Genomic DNA, 20,320 nt, shown 5'->3' on the forward strand with positions numbered 1-20,320 from the left:
GCAATTGTCAATTATTAGGAAAGTTATGGCTGAATAGTAAATCCGCAATGACTTTTAGTAAATTATTAACAACGGGATTTAGCGGATTAAACAGATTTTACCTTCCGCTAAATCCGTTTAATCCTGTTGTTGTTTTTCTTGCATTTTATAGTATGATTGTGTAATGAAGTAAAACTATGAACAAAGAATCAGAGATTCGCTTAGAGAAACTGGCCAAACTAAAGGCGCTGGGGATAAATCCCTTTGCCTATGAGTTCCGGGGCGCCACAGCGGTTAAGGCCATCACCGATAATTTCCAGGAAACCACGCCTGCCCAGCAGGGTGCTCCTGCAGGGCCGCCACAGGTTACCACCGCGGCCGGGCGGATACTCTCCATCCGGTCGCACGGCAAGGCCGCCTTTATGGACCTGCGCGACAAGACCGGCAAGGTCCAGATTTATATCAAGAAAGATAAAATCAGCCAGCGCGATTACCAGATATACGAATTGCTCGATATCGGCGACATCATCGGCGTCAAAGGCCAGCTCTTCAAGACCCGGACCGGCGAGGTGACCATCATGGCCGAGACCCTGACCTTCCTGACCAAGGCGCTATTGCCCCTGCCGGAAAAGTGGCACGGACTGCAGGACGTCAATCTCCGCTACCGCCAGCGCTATGTGGATATGATTGCCGCGCCAGAGGTCCAGCAGACCTTTATGACGCGCAGCGCCATCATCAAGGCCATCCGCGCCTATATGGACGCCCAGGGCTTTATGGAGGTGGAGACCCCGATGATGCATCCGATTCCGGGCGGCGCCGCGGCCCGGCCCTTCATCACCCATCACAATACCCTGGATATGGATTTGTATCTCAGGATTGCCCCGGAATTGTATCTCAAACGGCTCCTGGTCGGCGGATTGGAACGGGTCTATGAAATCAACCGCAACTTCCGCAACGAAGGTATGTCGGTCAAACATAACCCCGAATTCACTATGATGGAGGCATACCAGGCATACGGTGATTACAACGACATGATGGACCTGACTGAGGGCGTGATTGTCCATGCGGCCCGAAATGTTTATGACTCATTGCGTCATTCCTGCGAAAGCAGGAATCCAGACCACTCATCGGAACTGGATTCCCGTTTGCACGGGAATGACAATCAGGGTCTAAAGATACAATACGACAATCAGGAGATAGATTTGACTCCGCCTTGGAAACGGGCGCCGTATATGGAACTCTTCAAACAGTATTGCGGGGTGGATTGGCACGACCAGCCCGCGGTCATAGCCAAGGCCAAGGCGCTGAATATTCCCCTAATTGACCAATTACCCAATAACCCAATTCCCCGTTCTTTTGAACACATTGCCGGGGACCTGTTCGAGAAATTAGTCGAACCCAACCTGACCGGGCCAATCTTCATCACCGACTATCCGCTGGCCATCTGCCCGCTGACCAAGGCCAAGAGAGATAACCCAGAGTTAGCGGAAAGATTTGAACTATTTATCAGCAAGATGGAACTGGCCAACGCCTTCAGCGAACTCAATAACCCGCTGGACCAGAAGGAGCGGTTTGAATGCCAGCTCAAGAACAAGGCCGAGGGCATGGTCTCTATTGACGAGGACTATGTCAATGCCCTGATGCACGGAATGCCGCCGGCCGGTGGCTTGGGCATCGGCATCGACCGGCTGATAATGCTCCTGACCAACAGCCCGTCCATCCGGGATGTCATTCTCTTCCCGACACTCAGGAATACGTAGAAGAGAATCTGCGTCCCATTAGTCCTTTCAGCGTCCCGCATCTCTTAGAGTCAGTTTGAGTGAAACGAATTACTGACTCTTAGACCCCGCAGAATTGCGGGGCCGCCGCTCAAATAAACCATCCTAAAACCGCCAACTGCAATGTGGTAATGTCGGCGGCGATATAATAATCCACCAGCCGGTCGGAATCAATGGCCAGGATATCCGTTTTATCCATCGGAACGCCGGCCAGTACCGGCGAGCAATTAATAGTATTGGTCAGATTCACCCCGTCCCGGCGCAATACGAAGAACGATGGACCGACCGGCGATATGGCCACGATACCGAGATGGACCGCCCGGGCGCCGGCCGGCACGATGCCCGACAAATCAAGGCCGTCCACCTGCCAGGCGCCTGATATTGGAAAACCGGCTAACAGGAAATCGTATGTGGTGACCAACCTCGGAACGTATATCCCGGCCGCCGTTGGCGTAAACGACAATTTGGCCGGCGTCACCGCGCCATTCAGGATTTTATCCGTGGTTACGGCGTTGTTCTGTATCTCCGATGAGCCGACCGCATTGGCCGCAATCTTTGATGCAGTCACGGCATTAGTCCCAATCTTAGAATTGGTTACCGCGCCATCCGCAATCTTAATGGATGTCACTGCTCCGCTGGGCAACTTATCTGATGTAACCTGCCCGTTGGCAATCTTCTGGGCAATCACGGCGTTATCCGCAATCTTGGGAGTCGTAACCGAATTATCAGCCAGCGGAACGACCGAGACATCCGGGCCTAATTTGGCCTGGGTCACGGCCCCGTCCGCAATATCCTCGGTCTGGACCTGTCCGGCTCCGATATCGGCCCCGGTTATGGTCTCGTCCTTAATCTTGGCGGATGTGACGGCGTTATCCGCAATCTTTTCCTCGGTCACTGCGCCTTCAACGATGATAGGCGTGGTAACCTGTCCATCAATAAAATAGTTTCTTCTGTATGCCATAAAACACTTAATCCTTTAGATTGCTTCGCTATCGCTCGCAATGACAGTCATTGCGAGGAGTCCCAGCGGGACGACGAAGCAATCTCGTTCAAGTTATCATAACGCGTGGTCGGGGGACGCTGCAGCATCCCCACTCACGCTTTGCTGGCGCACTAAACCAGCACTATCCGTGCATGGAGTTTGATTTCCGGGTCGGAATACTCATACTCCAGGAGCGAATCGGTTGCTCCGCCACCCACTACGAACGGCTTCACCGGTGCGACCGTGGTATCCCTGAAGGAATTAGCCATGTCAACCAGCCGGGTGTTCTGCGCCGTGACTTCGCCTGCATCCATATCCGCCTTGAGGATATACATCCCCGCAGATACCAGCAGGTTGGTTATCGCAGCACGGAACTGTTTCCTCAGCCCCGGCTTGGTGAAATCGTAAGGACCTCCGCCGCCAACATTCTCCACGTGGTCTGTGAACTTATTGGCCTTGGGGTCGCCGGTCATCCAGTAACCTATCTGAGGCACCACCATACCACGCACCTTATCGCCGGTAAACCGTAACGAGCCATCGCTGACCGCAATCGCCCATCTGTCCTTGGCGTTAGTTACCTGGTCCTTGAAGAACTTGCCGAATACGCCGTCCACCGTGGCAAAAGCACGTCCGTACTTCTCCACAAATTTAGCGTATGACTCGGCCAACTTCTTATAGTGGAACCTGATGACATTTGCCCCGCTCTTGCCTGCATCAGACACGAATGCCGGGTCAATCATCTTCCTCCACTTCTGATTAGATACCTCAGCCAGTATGGACTGGAACCTACCCTCATCGGATAGGACTTCCAGCATCCGGTCATGCATGCGCTCGGTGTTGTTGAGCATTCCCTCAACCCACCGGTCAGGCATATCGCCCGCTGGTCCCAAACTAACCGGGATGGTTATTAACACATCCAATTTAATTTCGTTTGGCATTGTAATCACCCCCTTATGTTGCCTGTTACTGGCTGTTAGCCCGTCCGGGCGTTATCAGCCAGTTATCCCGATGAGCGTTAGCGACATCGGGACAAAGTTACGATTGGTCATTCCACTGCGCGCTTAGCGGAATTACCGAGTTGATTATTCGTGTTTATCTGCTTGCACTGAGCGAAGCGAATGTGTGTCCAAGAATTGATAGATTTGATTGATAGGAACTATACCGGCCATGGTAGTAACGAGTTGTCCTTGATATGTCTTAACCCATACTGCTATTCCGATTACTTCATAGGTTCGGGCATCGTAAACCGGGCCGCCTGAATTACCCGGTAATATTGGGCTTGACACTTCCCAGGAATCAGTATTGACAGCGGATATAATCCCCTGTGATGGCCGAGGTTTAAGCCCCAGAGAGCACCCCACGGTGTAAATCGGGGTGAAGAGGTAGGCAATGTAACTCTCCGGGGCAAGGCGTGCGGAATATACAACAATGTCATTGCGAGCGTCAGCGAAGCAATCTCTATTAATTCGTAATAACGCTAAATCATTATCAGTGTCAGTTATAACTACCGTTGCTGTGATATTAGTGAAATCATACAGTTCTACATCAACGACACTCTGGTCTTCTACCACATGCGCCGCCGTTAAGATATAGGTTTGGGTATGACTAATGACTACGCCAGACCCGGTCGAGAACCCGGCTGTTATTCTTACGGTCGGGTAGAGCATCTTCTCATATTCCTCTTGATATGGATTTCTTGGCTCTTTACTCGGCGCCTTGACTATTACTATCTCTTTTGCGTCCTGCGTTATGCGTTGGGCATCCTGAGTTAAGACCCAAGACACAAGACCCACGACGCACAGCGCACACCCCAAAACTAATCCTAATATCCTTTTCATATTATCCCCCTAATCTCCCAATTACCTAATTTCCTAACCTACCTCGCCTCTCATCCGTGCATCCCAGTAATCCTCCATCTCCCGGCGGAATGACGGAGACCAAACATCCGGGTTAAACCCGGCCTGTTCGCCTTCCCGGCGCTCGGACCAACCCAGGAGCCGTTCCGCGCCCATCCGGGCCGCCGGCAGGTTTGACGGCTTACGCCTGGGAAAATGCTCCGCATAATGGCTCCGGCAATAGCCCATCAGCCGGGCTGCCAGCGCCGTCAGGCTCTTGCCCCCGGCCACCTGGCTCTTACATTTATATTCCTTGCACCTCATAATCATGTCTCCTCTTAGGGACTGTTAGCGACCAAGGAGCGTTACAGTCCCTTAGACCCCCGCTTACAGCGAGGGCTTCTTAGTCATTCGCTCTTCACACTCTTCTCTCTTCCCTCCATAAGGTTAATACGCAAAGTGCCCGAATGTTACAGTGGAAAATGAGATTTCTGAGCAGATTCTTACAACTCCTCTTGACAAAAAGGGTTATAATGCTATAATTTTAGCATAAAATATAGGCCCGATGTTCACCCAGCCCATAATCTATGGGCTGGGTTCATCGGGATAACTCGCCCGTACGGGCGAGTAAGAAGATACCGATATGCCTGATGACCGCGCCCCGTTAGAGGCGGCCTGACTTGATAGATTAAGACAGTTTAAAACCTATGACAAACTCCAATGATAACGCCTCTAACGGGGTAAAAACCGACGAATCCCTGGCCATGGCCTACCAGAACGGCGATAACTCAGCGGTAGCCATCCTTATCCACCGGTATGAAAAGCCGCTCTGGAGATTCGCCTTAAGGTCCAGCCAATATAAGGACCGGCAGTTCATTGATGACATTCTCCAGGTTGTCTTCATACTCATCTTCAAATTGCTGAAAGACCGCCGGTTCAGGCCGGAATATGACGGCTCATTCAGAACCTGGGCATTTAATATCTGTAAAAAGATAACGCTCCACGAGAACCAGAGCCGGAAACATCTGGAAAAACCGATTAGCGCCCAGTATCAGGACGAAATCTCCGCGGACATCACGGCCCGCCGGTTTGCCGACTCGCTGGACACCCTGCGCGCCGAGCGGAGGATGGAGAAACTCAAGGCCGCGCTGGACCGGCTCAAGCCCGAAGAGCGCAAACTCATTGACCTGCGTAACCAGGAGCCGCCGGTCCCGTTTGACAAAATTAAGGATATGCCGGAGTTTCCGGGAAGTAATGCTGGACAACTCCGGACTGAACATTGTAGGTTATTGGACAGATTAAGGGAGTATATAGAAGGGATGACGATTCAGATTGTGCATCCCGGAACAGAGAGACCTGAAAGGACAGAGTGTCTTTTAGGTAATCTGAGCGGCGCGTAATAAGCCGACCCCGACAAATACTGTCGGGATAAGAACCAGTAAAGGGCATCCCTTCGGGATTTCTAACTGGTTCTAAGAGGAGTATTTATATGGCAAACGAAAAGACCGGGCAGAAACTGAATCCAGAATGCAAGGACTATCGGCTGGACATCGTTGACCTGGCCACCGGCGAAAACGCCTCGTTAGACCCGGCCCGGGTCAAAAAGGTCCTCAAGCACCTGGCCGGATGCTCCGCCTGCCGCGAGGCATTCCTGGGCTACGAGGAAATCTACGCCGCGGCCGCGACCGAGAAACACACCAAGACGCCTGAATTCCGCCAGAAGATGGACGACCTGATTAGCCGCATCAAGAGCGGCGATGATGCGAGCAAGCCCAAATCCGAGACCGTCAGCCGGATTATCCGCGATGCGGATACGGTCTATCAAATCCTGGAAAAGGACGGGACCCAGGTCATCCTGCCTGATTTAGCCAGCAGGTCCAAACTGCCGGCGGACAAATTCCATCAGGCCCTGGGTTACCTGGTCTGTATGGAGCGCATCAACCTCAACGACCACGGGACAAATACCTTTGTGGAGATGAGGTAAGTGAAAACCCTGTATTTTCAATAAATGAAAATACATTTCACTTTTTACTTGACAAATACGATATAATGTATATATTTACATTAGAAATAATTAAATCCGAACGCCAGTAGGCTGGCAAAACGGGCTCTTTATCCCTTAACTGGGGTAAAGAGCCCAATCCATTTATAGGGAGGTTTATATGAAAAAGGTAGCGATTCTGATTGACGGCGGGTTTCTATCCAAAATATTTCATGTTAAAACCAAGAAAAATATCACAGCAGATGATGTTATAAAGATAGCAAATAAATCACTATCAATGTTTTGCTTATCAAGCCCCGCTATTGGTCAAATTGATAGAGATGAAGCAGAACTATTCAGGATTTACTATTACGACGCCCCTCCTTTCGGGTATAAACTGATTAACCCGATAAATAGCCATGAGAACGATTATTCTAAAAACCCATTATTTACGGCGATAAGCAATTTCCAGAGAACATTGGCTGAAAAGGATTTCGTTGCCTTAAGATTAGGCAAGCTATCCTGTCATGACTGGAAACTCTCTAAGGGTGCTATTGATAAGATTAAAGCCGGAAAGCAATTAACCGCATTTGACATTGTCCCTGATTTCAAGCAGAAAGCCGTGGATATGAGAGTCGGCCTTGATATTGCCTGGCTTGCCACAAGAAACATTGTAGATACGGTTATTCTGATTGCCGCTGATAACGACTTTATACCGGCGATGAAGTTCGCCAGGAAAGAAGGCATCCACGTTGCCATAGCAAAGATTGAACAATTAAATAGCGAGATGCGCCAGCACTCGGACCGGGTAATTGAGGTTGATATAAGCCAACCATAAATATCGCCTGACCGAGGCCGAACGCAAGAGCTTCCAGCAGGAAAGCAAGAGGGTGTAGTGAAATGGATATAGATATTACACAATCATTAAAGGATACCGAAAATTCTCTTCGTGATTTTATCGCGCTTATGCTGCAACAAAAACTCGGAGAGAGTTGGGTTGAGAAATGCGGCGTTACGCCGGAACGAATAACAAAATGGAACGAGAAGAAATCTATAGAAGAAAAGCGCCAGAAAACGGGAACTGTTGAAGAACGGCTTATTTATTATGCTGATTTCTACGACTTGAAAACTATCCTTGAAAAGAATTGGGCTGATGTCTTCGCCCAAGTATTTAGTGAATGGAAAACAATGAAAGTGTGGCTTGAGGAATTAGAAAAGTTGCGCGACCCTGATGCACATAGAAGAGAATTGCTACCACATCAAAAACACTTGGCAATGGGAATAGCAGGAGAAATCAGGAGTCTTTTAATCCGTTATCGAAGCAAAAATGAAACAGGCGAGGACTATTTCCCGAGAATTGAAAGTGTAAGAGATAGTATTGGTAATATATGGGCTCCCAAAGAATATCCCGATACTATCTGTTTTACGAAAACAATATTAAGACCCAATGATATAATCGATTTCATAGTTACGGCTTCCGATCCAAAAGGAGAGGCGTTAAAATATGGCATAAGTACTGACACGAGCAAGTCGCTTACATGGCAAAAAGAAAATACTTTTTCAATCAAGATATTAAAGGAAGACATTAGGCATAGTTTTCACATAACTTTGTTTATATGTAGTTGCCGCGATTACCATGCCCAGGGAAAGTGGGATGATTTTGTTCATTTTGTATATCAAATCCTACCTAATAAATAAGACCGAAAGGAGAATGTTTAGTTGGTATGAATTTAGGCTAACAGGGCATGCAGTTCAAGGTTCAATTCCTTGGGCGGGATTAGATGCAGGCCACTTCTTAGTAACCGTATTTCTGGTGTGGTTCGCTAATTTTAATTTGTTAGTTAATTTTAGTTTAATAAAGGAGGTGGTGACTATGAAGATAAAGCTAGCATTGAATTTTAACGTTTGCGCTAATCTTGCGATGGTTTCCCTGCTTGCCTAAATTCATATAAAATAAAGATTAAATCCATGAATAAAACTAAATACCCAAAGGGGTCTATTAATAAGAAAGATATCTTAGATGCAATCGACAAATCAGGATATTTAATGGAGCAAAGAGTTGCCAAAAAATTGGACGATATGGGATGGAGAATTTCCCAGAGTTTTAAGTTTGAAGACCAGGACACGAAAGAATCAAGGGAGATTGATATACTTGCGCACCATAGGTTGGAAAGCGAAGAAATCGATAATTTAATTACTACCCTTGACGTTATTATAGAGTGTAAAGGATATAATTCCCCTCTGATTGTTTTCCCTCGGCAATCAACAATCCCTATTACGCCGAGTTGTCATCTTGTTTTTTCTGGAAGCCTTGACCAATTTTTCCAGAACAAACCGCCACTACCCATTAGTAATTGGTTTTATGAAATTAAGCCAGTTTTCCTGCCATATCTTTCGCATAATATAAAAATAGGATATCAAGCATGCACTATTAAAGAATCCAAACAAAATAGCGATAGTAAATTTCATGCTGACAATTCTGACTTCTATGATGCCATCGAACCATTAATAAAAACGCTGCATTTTATGAGAATGCAAGAGATTCATGTTAGGCCACCCTACGTAACGCTTAGACATCTTGTATTAATATGGCGTAAAGAACTTTACTTATATAACTATGAAAAGAAAGATATTGAACCAATTGACAGCATTCCTTTTTATTATTCCAATTTATCTGAAAAAGTGAAAGGTGATTTTTTTATAGATATTATACGCGAGGATAAATTAGAATCACCGCTTAATAATATAAAAAATAATGTCTTCCCACTTTTCCTGGAATGCATAGAAGATTTTCTATCTAAACATTTGAATAAACCAATATGACCACCTTAAAAGACGTTTTACAGCACTTAATGCCTTGTTACAAGAGCATAGATATTGGAACACTGGCAATTAATGATGGGGATAATAATTTTATCAACATTGCTACCAAGATAACTTTCTCGATGAACGGGTCTATAGTAGATAAAACACCAAGCCAAAAAGAACATGGAGCGTTCAGGTTAATCAAATGCCAACTGCCTATTGGAGAATATCAGCGTATTAAGACAGAACTTGCTACTAAGGGAAAGCTAATGATTTGTAGCACGGAGGTTGATTTCTTATGGAATTTGGATATTGAAAACAGTCCTAATGATAGCTTTCACACATCCATTGGTTATGGTTCTATTTGGCCTGTTTTCATGAGTCATCCTAACACGTATATAGGAAGACCGGATAATCCCCGAATATCAGACCCAATAAGAAACATCTTTGCAACACTTGATATAAACCAAGAATACAAGAAAGTGCTACCTGATTTTGGCTACGGATATATTAAACATCTAATCCAGAGTGAGCTAGAAATTAGATTTGAAGGGTCGCCTCAGATTGATATAGTTGTGCCTATTTATGCCAAGATAACTGATACGAAAATAACTCAGGAACGAAAACTTAATATTACTATTAATTATCATAAAGATGTTAGTCCGTTATTTCTCTTAGGATGGTATGCAAACGATACCCGCGGCATAAATTCTGGTAATTTAAGTGAAAAAATCGACAAATCAGAATCCGAAAAACTTATTTTAGAAAAGACCATAACCAAAACAATTTCGTCTGAAGACCAAAAAGAACGCAATTTGTACTTGGAGTTAAGGTATGCTGAATTTACGAATCCTATTTATGAAGAATATCATTCGGTACAGGAACTGCTGTTAGCGAGTAAGGTTTATCCTTCACCTCTATATACCGCGCTTTCTTTATTTATGCCTGATGATGAGCTTTTAAAAGTTATAGAAAAGCCAGAGGCGTCAAAATTATATAAGGACAACGGTAAGAAAAAGGAATTTGAACGGTGGGGAGCATCTGACGTATTTGAGGAGAGCGTTTGTAAATTGTTAAATGCCGGGGGAATGTCGACAATATGGTTGAATAAATATGAGTATTTTATAGAAAAGAACCGCGAAGGGCAACCATTAGGCTCTGTAGATTTATTATCCTATGATGCCAAAAACAGGATACTTTGTGTTATAAGTTGTAAACTGGCTACACCAGAAAAAAACTACATAGATAAAATCGATGAGGCTTCTCAACTAATAAAGGCACGCATAGATAATGAAATATGTGATGTAAGACCTATTCTTGTAGTTAACAAAAAGCCGGTTGAAGCTGAGGCTGTAGCAGAAAAAGCTGACGTCATAGTTGTTAATTCAGATGGCTTAAAAGAACTATTCAAGTTAGTTAAAACAAGACAAATTACTGTAAAGGATTTTATTAAGGAAGAGAGTTCTGCTCTAAAAGCATCAAGACAGCTTAGTCGGTCATGGAAATATCATGAGTTAAAATAGCATTAAAACGATCCATTTCAGACCCAAAAACCCCCATTTTCGGCTATTTCCGTGGTCCTCCCTGACGGGACTTCCGTCTAAAAATCACGTTATTGTAGGGCGCAACCCCTTACAAATCAATCCCTTACGCAGGCAGGGGGGTGTAGCCCCCCCTGGGGTAAGATGACCCCCACCCCGGGTGTAGATGACCCCCACCCAGGGTGAAGATGACCTATACCCAGGGTGAAGATGACCCCCACCCGGCGTGAAGATGACCCATACCCGGCGTGAAGATGACCCCCACCCAGGGTGAAGATGACCCATACCCAGGGTGAAGATGACCCCCACCCAGGGTGAAGACGACCCATACCCAGGATGTAGATGACCCATACCCAGGATGAAGATGACCTATACCCAGGGTGAAGATGACCCCCATCCAGGGTGAAGATGACCCCCATCCAGGGTGAAGATGACCCCCACCCAGGGTGAAGATGACCCATACCCAGGGTGAAGATGACCCATACCCAGGGGTAAGATGACCCCCATCCAGGGTGAAGATGACCCATACCCAGAGTGAAGATGACCCATACTCAGGGTGAAGATGACCTACCCCCCGGCGAAAAAGATTACCCCTTAACCGGTCTAAAGAATAGGGGAGGGGTGTTGAAAAAATGCTGGGGTTATTGGAGCAGTTGCTTCACTACCTCCCGGTCGTCAAAAGGTTTGACCGTATCTCTAAAAATCTGATAGGTTTCGTGGCCCTTGCCGGCTATCAGAACCAAGTCACCCTGGCGCGCCAGAGATAGCGCTTTTTTGATGGCTTCATACCGGTCCGGTTCTACATAATAGCCCCTCACCCGTTCCTTTCCCCTCACCCCAACCCTCTCCCCAGAGGGGAGAGGGAAGGGTGAGGGGGGAGAGGATAGGTGAGGGGAGCGGATGCCTTTCCTGATGTCCTTGATTATCTTCAGCGGGTCTTCGGAACGCGGATTGTCAGAGGTGATGACAAACAGGTCCGAGAGTTTGCTGACGACCTTACCCATCAGAGGCCGCTTGCCTCTGTCCCGGTCTCCGCCGCAGCCAAAGACCGTGATGATTCTGCCCTTGACCAGCGGTTTTAACGAGCCCAGGACGTTCTTGAGCGCATCCTCGGTATGCCCGAAATCCACCATCACGGTGAATCCGGCATTATTCGGGATGGTCTCCAGTCGGCCCCGCATCATTCTGAATTGTTCCACGCCTTCCCTGATGGTATCCACCGGCACACCCAGGGACACGGCCGTGGCCGCGGCGGCCAGGATGTTATAGACATTGTGCCGGCCGATGAGCGGGCTCTGAACGGTCGTCTCGCCTATCGGGGTTTTGAGCAGGATGGTATTGCCATAGAGCGAGGAGGAGAGGATTTGGGCCTGGATTAGAATCCCACGGAATCTGGGGACACAATTCTTATATTGTGTCCCCAGATTACCGCAGTGATACCACACTACCTGGGCCGGGGTTATTTTAGCATAGTATTTGCTGACCGGGTCATCGGCATTGAGTATAGCAATGCTTTCGGCTGACAGGTTCTTAAACAGTATTGCCTTGGCCTGCTTGTATTGATTTGGGGTTTTATGGAAATCCAGATGGTCACGGGTTAGGTTGGTGAAGATAGCCCGATGGAAGTCAATGCCCAGCACCCGTTTCTGGACCAGCGAGTGCGATGAGACCTCCATCACTGAATATTTAGTTCCGTCCTTTAACATCTGGGCGAAATAGTTCTGCAGGTCGTAGGACTGGGGCGTGGTTACCGGGGCCGGGATATGCCGCTCACCGATGAGGTATTCAATCGTGCCGATTAAGCCCGCCCCCACACCAAAATCTTTGGTGTGGGGGTGAATCTTGTCTAATATGCTCTTTATCAAATATGCCGTGGTGGTCTTGCCGTTGGTGCCGGTGATGCCGATGACCTTTAGTTTCCGGGATGGATAATGGAAGAAGTGATTACTGGCCAGGGCCAGTGCCGCGCGCGGGTCAGATACCCGGATATAGGGCACCATGGTAAAGAGATTGAGTTTCTGGTTGGAGATGACGGCCACGGCCCCGCGCTGGAGCGCCTCGGGGATAAAATACGCGCCATCGGTCTTGGCGCCCGGAATAGCCACGAACAGGTCGCCCGGCTTGACCTGTTTGCTGTTGTAGCTGACGCCCGTGATGTCCAGGTTCCGGAAATTGTATAGCTTGGTCCCTTTGAGCCCAAGCAGGATAGGTTTTAATTCAGAGAGTTCCATAATAAGCTTAGAGCATAGGGCTTAGAGCTTAGATATTTCTTCTATGCTATACGCTCCTTGCTCTATGCTTGGTTACCTGGTGTTCGCTACTCTTGTAGGAGTTTTCAGGTATTTCAGGGTTTCATCTATAATCACGCCGGCGGTCGGCGCGGCCACCGTGCTGGCATAATACTGGCCCTTGGGCTCGTCCACCAAAACCAGAACCGCTATGTCAGGGTGTTCTACCGGAGCGAAGGCCACGAATAAACTCCGGTATTTCTGGGTGGAGTATCTGCCGTTAGCGTCTAATTTGCGGGCGGTGCCGGTCTTGCCGGCTACCGCGTATGTCTTCAGGTTAGCCGCGGTACCGGTGCCGCTCAGGACTACGCCCCTTAATATCGTGGATACCTGCTTGCTTAATTCCGGCGAGATTATCTGATTGGTTAGTGGCTGAATCTCATTCTTATAGACGGTTTTGTTGTCGCGGTCTATGACCTCCTTGAGTAGTTTGGGCTGGACCAGATAGCCGTTGTTGGCAAATGCCGAATAGGCCCGGATTAACTGGAACGAATTAACGCTGACCTCATAGCCCATAGCCACCGAGCCGGTGGTGTAATTGCTCCATTTGTTCAGGGAGGTGATTAAGCCCGGATGCTCGCCCGGGATGTCCAGCCCGCTTCTGGTGCCGGCGAATCCGAAGCGTTTTATCATCCCGTAGAGCGACTCCTTGGGGGTCTGGGAGCCGATTTTGGTCATACCCACGTTGCTGGATTGCATCACCACCTCAGGCAGGGTCAGCCAGCCGTAGGGTTTGTGGTCGGTAATCGTCCGCTTGCCCATCTTGTATTTGCCGTTCTCGCAGAAGAATTTGTCTTTGGTGGTGCAGACGCCCCGTTCCAGCGCGGCCGCAATCACGAATGGTTTGAAGGTCGAGCCGGGCTCGTAGGCGTCGGTGAAGATATTGCAGTGCCGGACCTTTTCAGAATATTTCTGGTATTCGGCCGGGTCAAAGGCCGGGAGTTGGGCCAGGGCCAGAATCTCGCCGGTGGCCGGATTCATGACCAGCGCCTCGGCCCGGTTGGGCTGGTATTTCTTGCAGAGCTCGCGCAGGTTCTTTTCCGCGATGTGCTGGATATTTATGTCAATGGTCAGATAGACGTTCTGGCCGGGCTGGGCCGGTTTTTTAGGCAGGTCGGAGACGAACAGGCGCCGGCGGCCGTCCCGGTTCAGGAATTCATAACCGGCTTCGCCTTTGAGATAATTATCCGCATAGAGTTCCATCCCGTCCAATGCCTGAGAATCCATGCCCCGGTAACCGATGAGATGGCAGGCCAGCGTGCCTTCGGGATAGAATCGTTTATATTCCTTTTTGGTGCCGATGCCTTTGATGTTGAGAGCGATAACCTTTTTAGAGGTTTCGTCGTCTATCTTGCGTTTGACCCAGAGAAAGAGTTTGTCGTCCGCCACGGCCTTGGAGATTTTGGCGGCCAGTTCTGCCGGCTTTAGGCCCAGGAGCGAGGCGAGTTGCTTGATTTCGGTGGGGTGGTTGTCCAGGTCTTTGGGCACCAGATAGACCGAGTCCACCAGCCGGGACAGGGCCAGGATTTTTCCGTTCCGGTCCAGAATCATCCCGTTTTCCGGTGTCGTGTCCACCTTGAGATATGCCTGGGATACCTGGATGGCCCGGTATTTGCTGTGCTGGTAAATCTGGATATAGCCCAGCCGGATAGCCAGGACGGCAAAGACGACAGCCAGGCCGGCGAAGAAGATATTGGCGCGTTTGAGATGAGGCAACATAATTAAGTAAGTACACAGTATAGGATTTAGTGAAACACCCTACATAATTGTCATTCCCGTCCCGCTAAGGCGGGATGAACTCCGGCGGCGATTCCTGCTGGAGTTTATCCCTGCGAAAGCAGGGGCAGGAATGACATAACGGCGTTCCTTAGCGTGGCTTCAAAGCTACGCCGTGCCCGTTTTGGTTATTTATCTGATTTTGATTCAATAAGTCAGGGGAAACCATTTTGGTTTTAGACGGTGCCTCTGATGCCAGAAGTTGTTGGGGTGATTTGATGGAGGTCAATTTGAGGGTCAGGGCTTTCTGCTCACTGATGGCCGCCTCCTTAGCCTTGGTCGTGGCTGAGATATGGTAGCCGTAACGGATGGTCTGAATCTGCTGCCAGGCTGTGATGAGGCCCAGGAAGGTAATAAGCCCGATGATAATAAATAATCTGTTTATATGCATAGTAGAACCTTTCTTTTGCCACTAAGACACCAAGACACGAAGAATAATGTCACCCTGAACTTGATTCGGGGTCTATAGAGATGCTGAAACGAGTTCAGCATGACATCTTGTATTCCTTTGCGCCTTAGTGTCTTTGTGGCGATTATTTCTTAACCGCCACCCTAAATTTAGCGCTTCGGGAGCGCGGGTTTTCTTTAGCCTCTTCGGAGGTGGGGATAATTGGTTTCTTGGTAACTATCTCCAGCACCTCTTGTTTCTTATATTCCCTGAAAGAGTTCTTGACCAGCCGGTCTTCCAGCGAGTGGAACGAGATTATTCCGACCCGGCCGCCCGGCTTGAGCCATTGGGGGAATCCGGCTAAGAACCTTTCCAGATTGTCCAGTTCCTTGTTCACCTCTATCCTGAGCGCCTGAAAGACCCGGGTGGCCGGATGGATTCGTTGCCAGCCCGAGGGCGCGGCCTTTTTTATTATCTCCACCAGCTGTCCGGTGGTGGTTATCTGCTCCTTGGCCCTGTATCTTACGATTCTCTGGGCAATCCGCTTGGCAAACCGTTCCTCGCCGTAGGACCTGAATATCCTGATGAGTTCATCTTCAGGGTAGTCATTGACTACGGTTGAGGCGCTAAATGGATTATCCGGAGACATCCGCATATCAAGCGGGGCATCTGTCATAAAACTAAAGCCCCGGGCCGGCGTATCCAGTTGATATGAGGAAATCCCCAGGTCGAGCAGGATAACGTCTACGCCTTTTAATCCCAATTTCCCGATAATATCGCCGATATTAGCAAAGTTGTCACAGAACAGGTCCAGCGAGCCGATGTGCTCACCGGTCAGTAATCTCTTTTGCGCCATGGCCAGGGACTGGCAGTCCAGGTCAATGCCGATTAATCTGCCGCGCGGGAGAATCCTGGCCAGGAATAACTCCGAATGGCCCCCTAATCCGATGGTGCCATCAATGACTATCTCGCCGGGTTTGGGCGCAAGATACTGAACGACCTCCTTGAGTAAAACTGGTTGATGCACGGTTATTTAAAATAGGGCAGCGGCCCGGGCCAGGAGCGGATACTGCTTCTTGACTTTTTCATGCTGCAGCATCCGGACCAGGGCATAGATGTCTTCGCTCAGGTCAATCTCTTTCATCTCCGGATGGGCGGCGTGCAGTTTTTCCAGTTGATTGAACATAGTATAAATATCGTTTTCTATCTCTCTGACGCGCGATTCAACCACGGCTACAGGCATGTCTTTGAATTCGTCGAGGAATTTCTGGACCCGGTCAAATGATTTACCGTTATCCATAGGCGGGCTCCTTTCTAATTAAAGTAACAAGCGGATGTGGTCGCTCAGGTCCACATCCTTTAGTTTCGGGAATTTTGAGCGCAGGCGCTCTAATTTATCAACCAGCAGAGTGACATCTGCTTTTATTCCCTGGGGCGGGGTGATGGTCATGTCCTGGTTGGTGTCCAGAAATGCTTTAACCCGGTCGTAAGCTTCGACGTTATTCATATTTGGCTCTCTCTACGTGTTTATTACGGTTTATAAATATATTTTTCCAATTGGGGGATTTGGTTGTTAAGCCAGGGGGAAACCGTGTTCCATTTGGCCAGGTCCCAGATTTCTATATGGTCGCCGCCGCCGATAATCATGATGTCCCGTTTCAGCTCAGCCGCGCTAATCAGGCGGGTGGGCACCAGGATGCGCCATTGCGGGTCAACCTTACATAACTCCGTGTCCGAGGTAACCTTGCGCAGGTACCAGGCGGCTTCCTGGCTTTTCTTGGCATTTTCCTTGAGCCATTCAAAGTGTTTTTCCCAGACCTCAGGCGGATAGATTTCCAGGAATTGGGAAACCATGTTCTGATATTCCACCTTTTTCAGGGTGGCAAAGAGGTGGTAATCTTCTGATGCGGGCTTGTCAGATTCGCTTCGCTCACTGTAAACTGATAACGAGAGGCGGAACTTGGCCGGAATCACCAGCCGCTTCTTGTTATCCAGTGTATAATTAAATTGGCCAACGAACATATGACTACTATCCCCAATAGCCCTCTCTCGCTGGGTCCTAAGTTAGGCATAACCCATATGGGATGCTCTCCCACTTTATGGGATTATGTCCTACCTTATTACACTATATTATCGGACTGTCAAGAAATAATCTTTATTTATTAATATTTATTATATTTTATCATAGTTTAGGGCTTGGGATGACTATACATTTCTTAGGTCTTTGTATATCAGGAAGCACAATATATGGTATGTGCTGAGCCTGGGCCGGAATAGGGCTGAGGGGAAAATAATATAAATATAAAAATTATTTTGAGATAGGTGATAAATCGCAATATTATGCCGGAATGGGATTTTATGCCACCTTAAGATTTAGAGATGACAAATATCTTTTTGCCGGTAATATCGTGATCTCTATGCGTATAGATTATAGATGTGATTACTTGACCCCGTTAGAAGTACTTGTTTTAGTTATACGGGTAAAACTCGTGGCCATATTTTTTGCCTTAAGAGAGATGTTGTTTTAAGAAGACGGTGACCCGGAAATCATTTGGGGTCACCTACTTCTAACGGGGTTGATAAATACTTACGATACAGTATGAAATAATTTTGAGGAATAATGCATGCTTAATAGATTCATAATAATTATTGCCATTTTATTTATTATCCTGACTGGAATAATTATTTACACGGTTTATTACCCGCCGGCCGGGGCGCAAAAGGTTGATTTGGGCAAGACCGTGCCTCTGGAACATCATAAAGACACACCTTCGGATTCCTTGAGGGTGGCTATCGGCGGGATTGTTTCACCCAGGGAGACCGCGGTTTATTACAACGACCTGCTGGCTTGTATCTCCGAGAAGATAGACAAGCCGATTGTTATTGTCCAGCGAAGCAGTTATGTGGAGATTAACGACCTCTTGAAGAACGGGCAGGTTGATTGCGCCTTTGTTTGCAGCGGGCCGTATGTGGCGGCCCACGACGAATTCGGCGCGGAACTTTTGGTTGTTCCTGTAGTCAATGGAACGACCTTTTATTGTTCCTATATCATCGTGCATAAAGACAGTCCGTTTCAAAGCATTAATGACCTGAGGGGTAAGAATTTTGCCATCAGCCAGGTGCTTTCTTCCACCGGACGGATTTATCCTGCTTACCTGGTTACCCGGAGGGATTCCACGATTGATGTTTTCTTTTCCAAGACCACCACCATACCCGGGCATGACAATATCATAAAGGCCGTGGCCGAGAAATGGATAGATGGCGGCGCGGTAAACAGCTTCGTCTGGGACTATATGGCGGAGACCCAGCCGAAATATACATCACAGACCAGGATTATCCACAAATCGCCACAGTGGGGCAACCCGCCTTTTATCGTCCGGAAAGACCTGGACGTAGGGTTGAAGAAGAAGTTGCAGGAAGTTCTTCTGAATATGCATACCCATCCTTCCGGCGGTAGTATTCTTAAAGAGAAACTTTTGATTGATAAATTCGTTGAAGGTGATGATAAGTGGTACAATCCTATCCGTGATATGCTAAAAGGGCATGCTAAATGAACAAGAATAGTTTACAAGCCAAATTTATATTTAGTGTTGCCTTTTTGATTATCCTGTTAGGACTGGCGGTATTGCTTGTGATTACCGTAATTTACCGGCAGGAACTTTCTGCGGAATTGCGGCATAAGGGATTTTCCACGGGACGGCTTCTGTCGCTGAACCTGATTGACCCGATTATGACCAATAATATCGTTAATCTGCACCAGATTATCCAGGATGTGAAAGAGGCGGACAAGGATGTGGCCTATATTTTTGTGGTTAATCCCGGCGGTAGCGAAGTCCTGGCGCATACCTTTGACAAGGGATTCCCGATGGACTTATTGAAATCCGGTTTTCTTACGCCCCAGCAGGACTCGAGCATAAAAATACTTGATACTAAGGAAGGTGTTATTCACGATATTGCCACGCCGATTTTAGGCGGAACAATCGGAACAGTTCATATCGGCGTTTCCGAGTCGTCAATCAGGTCCGTTCTTAACAAGAGCACTCTGACCCTGTCTCTTATCACATTGGGTGTTCTTTCACTTGGCTTGTTTGTTTTCTATTTCCTGGTAAATCAGGCCGTCAGGCCGATTAGAGAAATGACCAGCGCCGCCAAAGCCATCGGCGAGGGCGACCTGACGGTTAAGGTTGAAGTTACCACCAGTGATGAAATCGGCATACTCGCCGAGACATTAAACCAGATGAGCGATAAGTTATTCCAGGCATACGAAGACCTGAAATCCGCCAAGACGCAATTAGACCGGGCCAACCGCCTGGCTTCGTTGGGGCAGTTTACGGCCGGTATCGCCCACGAGGTTAATAACCCTCTGGGCGGGATGCTTTTAACGGCCCGTCAGTTATTACGGGACCCGGCATTAAATAGCGCGGAGCGGGAACAATTAGAAATCATCCTGCGCGGGCTGATGAGGGTGGAATCCATTGTTAAGCAGTTGCTGACTATCTCGGACCATAGACCTTTTGCGCCGGTACCGGCGTCTTTGTCTGAACTTATACGGGAATCTCTTTTGTTATTCCAGCACCGGTTGGATGAACAATCCATAAAAGTTAATAATGAGTTAGCCGGCAGGGATGAAGAGATTATGGCTGAGCCGGTACAGCTTCAGCAGGTATTTACTAATGTGATTAAAAACGCCATTGATGCCATGCCCTATGGCGGTAAACTCACCATTGGTTCCATCACGGATAATAAGAGCATCCATATTCGGATACACGATACCGGTAAAGGAATGGACGAGAGGACAATGCATCATATTTTTGAGCCGTTCTTTACCACCAAAGAAGCGGGTAAAGGACAGGGGTTGGGATTATCTGTCAGTTACAGTATTATCCAGCGTCATAAAGGTGATATTAAGATTACCAGCTGTCCCAATGAAGGGACTGCGGTAACAATTATTTTGCCAAACGCATAAA

The 20,320-nt window shown here is 47.9% G+C and carries 20 protein-coding genes; 9 read left to right on the forward strand and 11 right to left on the reverse strand.

Annotation, left to right across the window (positions count from 1 at the left end; all coding sequences use genetic code 11):
- The first annotated feature begins 176 nt into the window (after positions 1 to 176).
- Positions 177 to 1,739, forward strand: coding sequence for a lysine--tRNA ligase (gene lysS, locus HZA49_06030; GenBank protein MBI5778996.1), 1,563 nt, complete (start codon positions 177 to 179; stop codon positions 1,737 to 1,739).
- A 109-nt stretch (positions 1,740 to 1,848) separates the two neighbouring features.
- Here lysS and HZA49_06035 read toward each other — a convergent pair whose 3' ends face one another.
- The 4 genes from HZA49_06035 to HZA49_06050 form a co-directional block, all read right to left on the reverse strand.
- Complete coding sequence (locus tag HZA49_06035; GenBank protein MBI5778997.1) at positions 1,849 to 2,718, reverse strand: hypothetical protein; 870 nt, start codon at positions 2,716 to 2,718, stop codon at positions 1,849 to 1,851.
- A gap of 152 nt (positions 2,719 to 2,870) precedes the next feature.
- Positions 2,871 to 3,677: a hypothetical protein gene (locus HZA49_06040; GenBank protein MBI5778998.1), complete on the reverse strand. Its 807-nt coding sequence runs from the start codon at positions 3,675 to 3,677 to the stop codon at positions 2,871 to 2,873.
- A gap of 144 nt (positions 3,678 to 3,821) precedes the next feature.
- A complete protein-coding gene (locus tag HZA49_06045; GenBank protein ID MBI5778999.1) occupies positions 3,822 to 4,577 on the reverse strand; it encodes a trypsin-like peptidase domain-containing protein in 756 nt (251 codons plus the stop codon).
- 33 nt (positions 4,578 to 4,610) lie between these two features.
- Complete coding sequence (locus tag HZA49_06050; protein MBI5779000.1) at positions 4,611 to 4,898, reverse strand: hypothetical protein; 288 nt, start codon at positions 4,896 to 4,898, stop codon at positions 4,611 to 4,613.
- Positions 4,899 to 5,281: 383 nt separating this feature from the next.
- On the opposite strand from HZA49_06050, the gene HZA49_06055 reads away from it, so the two are divergent.
- From HZA49_06055 to HZA49_06080, 6 genes are all read left to right on the forward strand, one after another.
- The gene (locus HZA49_06055; protein MBI5779001.1) at positions 5,282 to 5,974 is read left to right on the forward strand and encodes a sigma-70 family RNA polymerase sigma factor; all 693 of its coding nucleotides are present in this window, start codon (positions 5,282 to 5,284) and stop codon (positions 5,972 to 5,974) included.
- 89 nt (positions 5,975 to 6,063) lie between these two features.
- Positions 6,064 to 6,558, forward strand: a complete 495-nt coding sequence (locus HZA49_06060; GenBank protein ID MBI5779002.1) for a hypothetical protein — start codon at positions 6,064 to 6,066, stop codon at positions 6,556 to 6,558.
- Between the two features lie 178 nt (positions 6,559 to 6,736).
- Positions 6,737 to 7,393 carry an NYN domain-containing protein gene (locus HZA49_06065; protein ID MBI5779003.1) on the forward strand — a complete coding sequence of 219 codons (657 nt, stop codon included), beginning with the start codon at positions 6,737 to 6,739 and terminating at the stop codon, positions 7,391 to 7,393.
- Positions 7,394 to 7,455: 62 nt separating this feature from the next.
- The gene (locus tag HZA49_06070; protein ID MBI5779004.1) at positions 7,456 to 8,253 is read left to right on the forward strand and encodes a hypothetical protein; all 798 of its coding nucleotides are present in this window, start codon (positions 7,456 to 7,458) and stop codon (positions 8,251 to 8,253) included.
- A gap of 270 nt (positions 8,254 to 8,523) precedes the next feature.
- A complete protein-coding gene (locus HZA49_06075; GenBank protein MBI5779005.1) occupies positions 8,524 to 9,378 on the forward strand; it encodes a hypothetical protein in 855 nt (284 codons plus the stop codon).
- Positions 9,375 to 10,883: a hypothetical protein gene (locus HZA49_06080; protein MBI5779006.1), complete on the forward strand. Its 1,509-nt coding sequence runs from the start codon at positions 9,375 to 9,377 to the stop codon at positions 10,881 to 10,883. The genes HZA49_06075 and HZA49_06080 overlap by 4 nt, the downstream gene beginning before the upstream one ends.
- Positions 10,884 to 11,542: 659 nt before the next feature.
- On the opposite strand, the gene HZA49_06085 is transcribed toward HZA49_06080, so the two are convergent.
- The 7 genes from HZA49_06085 to HZA49_06115 all read right to left on the reverse strand — a co-directional run bounded on the left by HZA49_06085 (position 11,543) and on the right by HZA49_06115 (position 17,375).
- Positions 11,543 to 13,132 (reverse strand): UDP-N-acetylmuramoyl-L-alanyl-D-glutamate--2,6-diaminopimelate ligase, encoded by a 1,590-nt coding sequence (locus HZA49_06085; GenBank protein ID MBI5779007.1) that lies wholly within the window; start codon positions 13,130 to 13,132, stop codon positions 11,543 to 11,545.
- Between the two features lie 72 nt (positions 13,133 to 13,204).
- Entirely contained in the window at positions 13,205 to 14,908 is a 1,704-nt protein-coding gene (locus tag HZA49_06090) for a penicillin-binding protein 2 (GenBank protein ID MBI5779008.1), read from the reverse strand.
- Positions 14,909 to 15,056: 148 nt separating this feature from the next.
- Positions 15,057 to 15,356 (reverse strand): hypothetical protein, encoded by a 300-nt coding sequence (locus HZA49_06095; GenBank protein ID MBI5779009.1) that lies wholly within the window; start codon positions 15,354 to 15,356, stop codon positions 15,057 to 15,059.
- A gap of 142 nt (positions 15,357 to 15,498) precedes the next feature.
- Positions 15,499 to 16,386, reverse strand: coding sequence for a 16S rRNA (cytosine(1402)-N(4))-methyltransferase RsmH (gene rsmH / locus HZA49_06100; GenBank protein MBI5779010.1), 888 nt, complete (start codon positions 16,384 to 16,386; stop codon positions 15,499 to 15,501).
- Positions 16,387 to 16,653 (reverse strand): hypothetical protein, encoded by a 267-nt coding sequence (locus tag HZA49_06105; GenBank protein MBI5779011.1) that lies wholly within the window; start codon positions 16,651 to 16,653, stop codon positions 16,387 to 16,389.
- A gap of 18 nt (positions 16,654 to 16,671) precedes the next feature.
- Complete coding sequence (locus HZA49_06110; protein MBI5779012.1) at positions 16,672 to 16,860, reverse strand: hypothetical protein; 189 nt, start codon at positions 16,858 to 16,860, stop codon at positions 16,672 to 16,674.
- 23 nt (positions 16,861 to 16,883) lie between these two features.
- Complete coding sequence (locus HZA49_06115; protein ID MBI5779013.1) at positions 16,884 to 17,375, reverse strand: hypothetical protein; 492 nt, start codon at positions 17,373 to 17,375, stop codon at positions 16,884 to 16,886.
- A 602-nt stretch (positions 17,376 to 17,977) separates the two neighbouring features.
- Between HZA49_06115 and phnD the strand changes: the two genes are divergently transcribed.
- Together phnD and HZA49_06125 are read left to right on the forward strand one after the other, a co-directional pair.
- On the forward strand, positions 17,978 to 18,907 hold the full coding sequence (phnD, locus tag HZA49_06120; protein ID MBI5779014.1) for a phosphate/phosphite/phosphonate ABC transporter substrate-binding protein: 930 nt from the start codon (positions 17,978 to 17,980) through the stop codon (positions 18,905 to 18,907).
- Positions 18,904 to 20,319 carry a HAMP domain-containing protein gene (locus tag HZA49_06125; GenBank protein ID MBI5779015.1) on the forward strand — a complete coding sequence of 472 codons (1,416 nt, stop codon included), beginning with the start codon at positions 18,904 to 18,906 and terminating at the stop codon, positions 20,317 to 20,319. Before phnD ends, HZA49_06125 begins: the two co-directional genes overlap by 4 nt.
- Position 20,320: the final 1 nt, after the last annotated feature.

Source organism: Planctomycetota bacterium (genome assembly GCA_016235865.1).
GTDB lineage: Bacteria > Planctomycetota > MHYJ01 > JACQXL01 > JACQXL01 > JACRIK01.

Bases quoted from the DNA above. Each gene is read 5' to 3' on its own strand.
- HZA49_06055 (MBI5779001.1), top strand. From the start codon at position 5,282: ATGACAAACTCCAATGATAACGCCTCTAACGGGGTAAAAACCGACGAA.
- HZA49_06080 (MBI5779006.1), top strand. From the start codon at position 9,375: ATGACCACCTTAAAAGACGTTTTACAGCACTTAATGCCTTGTTACAAG.
- HZA49_06070 (MBI5779004.1), top strand. From the start codon at position 7,456: ATGGATATAGATATTACACAATCATTAAAGGATACCGAAAATTCTCTT.
- HZA49_06040 (MBI5778998.1), bottom strand. From the start codon at position 3,677: ATGCCAAACGAAATTAAATTGGATGTGTTAATAACCATCCCGGTTAGT.
- HZA49_06110 (MBI5779012.1), bottom strand. From the start codon at position 16,860: ATGAATAACGTCGAAGCTTACGACCGGGTTAAAGCATTTCTGGACACC.
- HZA49_06045 (MBI5778999.1), bottom strand. From the start codon at position 4,577: ATGAAAAGGATATTAGGATTAGTTTTGGGGTGTGCGCTGTGCGTCGTG.
- HZA49_06035 (MBI5778997.1), bottom strand. From the start codon at position 2,718: ATGGCATACAGAAGAAACTATTTTATTGATGGACAGGTTACCACGCCT.
- HZA49_06050 (MBI5779000.1), bottom strand. From the start codon at position 4,898: ATGAGGTGCAAGGAATATAAATGTAAGAGCCAGGTGGCCGGGGGCAAG.
- HZA49_06065 (MBI5779003.1), top strand. From the start codon at position 6,737: ATGAAAAAGGTAGCGATTCTGATTGACGGCGGGTTTCTATCCAAAATA.
- HZA49_06105 (MBI5779011.1), bottom strand. From the start codon at position 16,653: ATGGATAACGGTAAATCATTTGACCGGGTCCAGAAATTCCTCGACGAA.
- HZA49_06095 (MBI5779009.1), bottom strand. From the start codon at position 15,356: ATGCATATAAACAGATTATTTATTATCATCGGGCTTATTACCTTCCTG.
- HZA49_06125 (MBI5779015.1), top strand. From the start codon at position 18,904: ATGAACAAGAATAGTTTACAAGCCAAATTTATATTTAGTGTTGCCTTT.
- HZA49_06115 (MBI5779013.1), bottom strand. From the start codon at position 17,375: ATGTTCGTTGGCCAATTTAATTATACACTGGATAACAAGAAGCGGCTG.
- HZA49_06060 (MBI5779002.1), top strand. From the start codon at position 6,064: ATGGCAAACGAAAAGACCGGGCAGAAACTGAATCCAGAATGCAAGGAC.
- phnD (MBI5779014.1), top strand. From the start codon at position 17,978: ATGCTTAATAGATTCATAATAATTATTGCCATTTTATTTATTATCCTG.
- HZA49_06075 (MBI5779005.1), top strand. From the start codon at position 8,524: ATGAATAAAACTAAATACCCAAAGGGGTCTATTAATAAGAAAGATATC.
- lysS (MBI5778996.1), top strand. From the start codon at position 177: ATGAACAAAGAATCAGAGATTCGCTTAGAGAAACTGGCCAAACTAAAG.
- HZA49_06090 (MBI5779008.1), bottom strand. From the start codon at position 14,908: ATGTTGCCTCATCTCAAACGCGCCAATATCTTCTTCGCCGGCCTGGCT.
- HZA49_06085 (MBI5779007.1), bottom strand. From the start codon at position 13,132: ATGGAACTCTCTGAATTAAAACCTATCCTGCTTGGGCTCAAAGGGACC.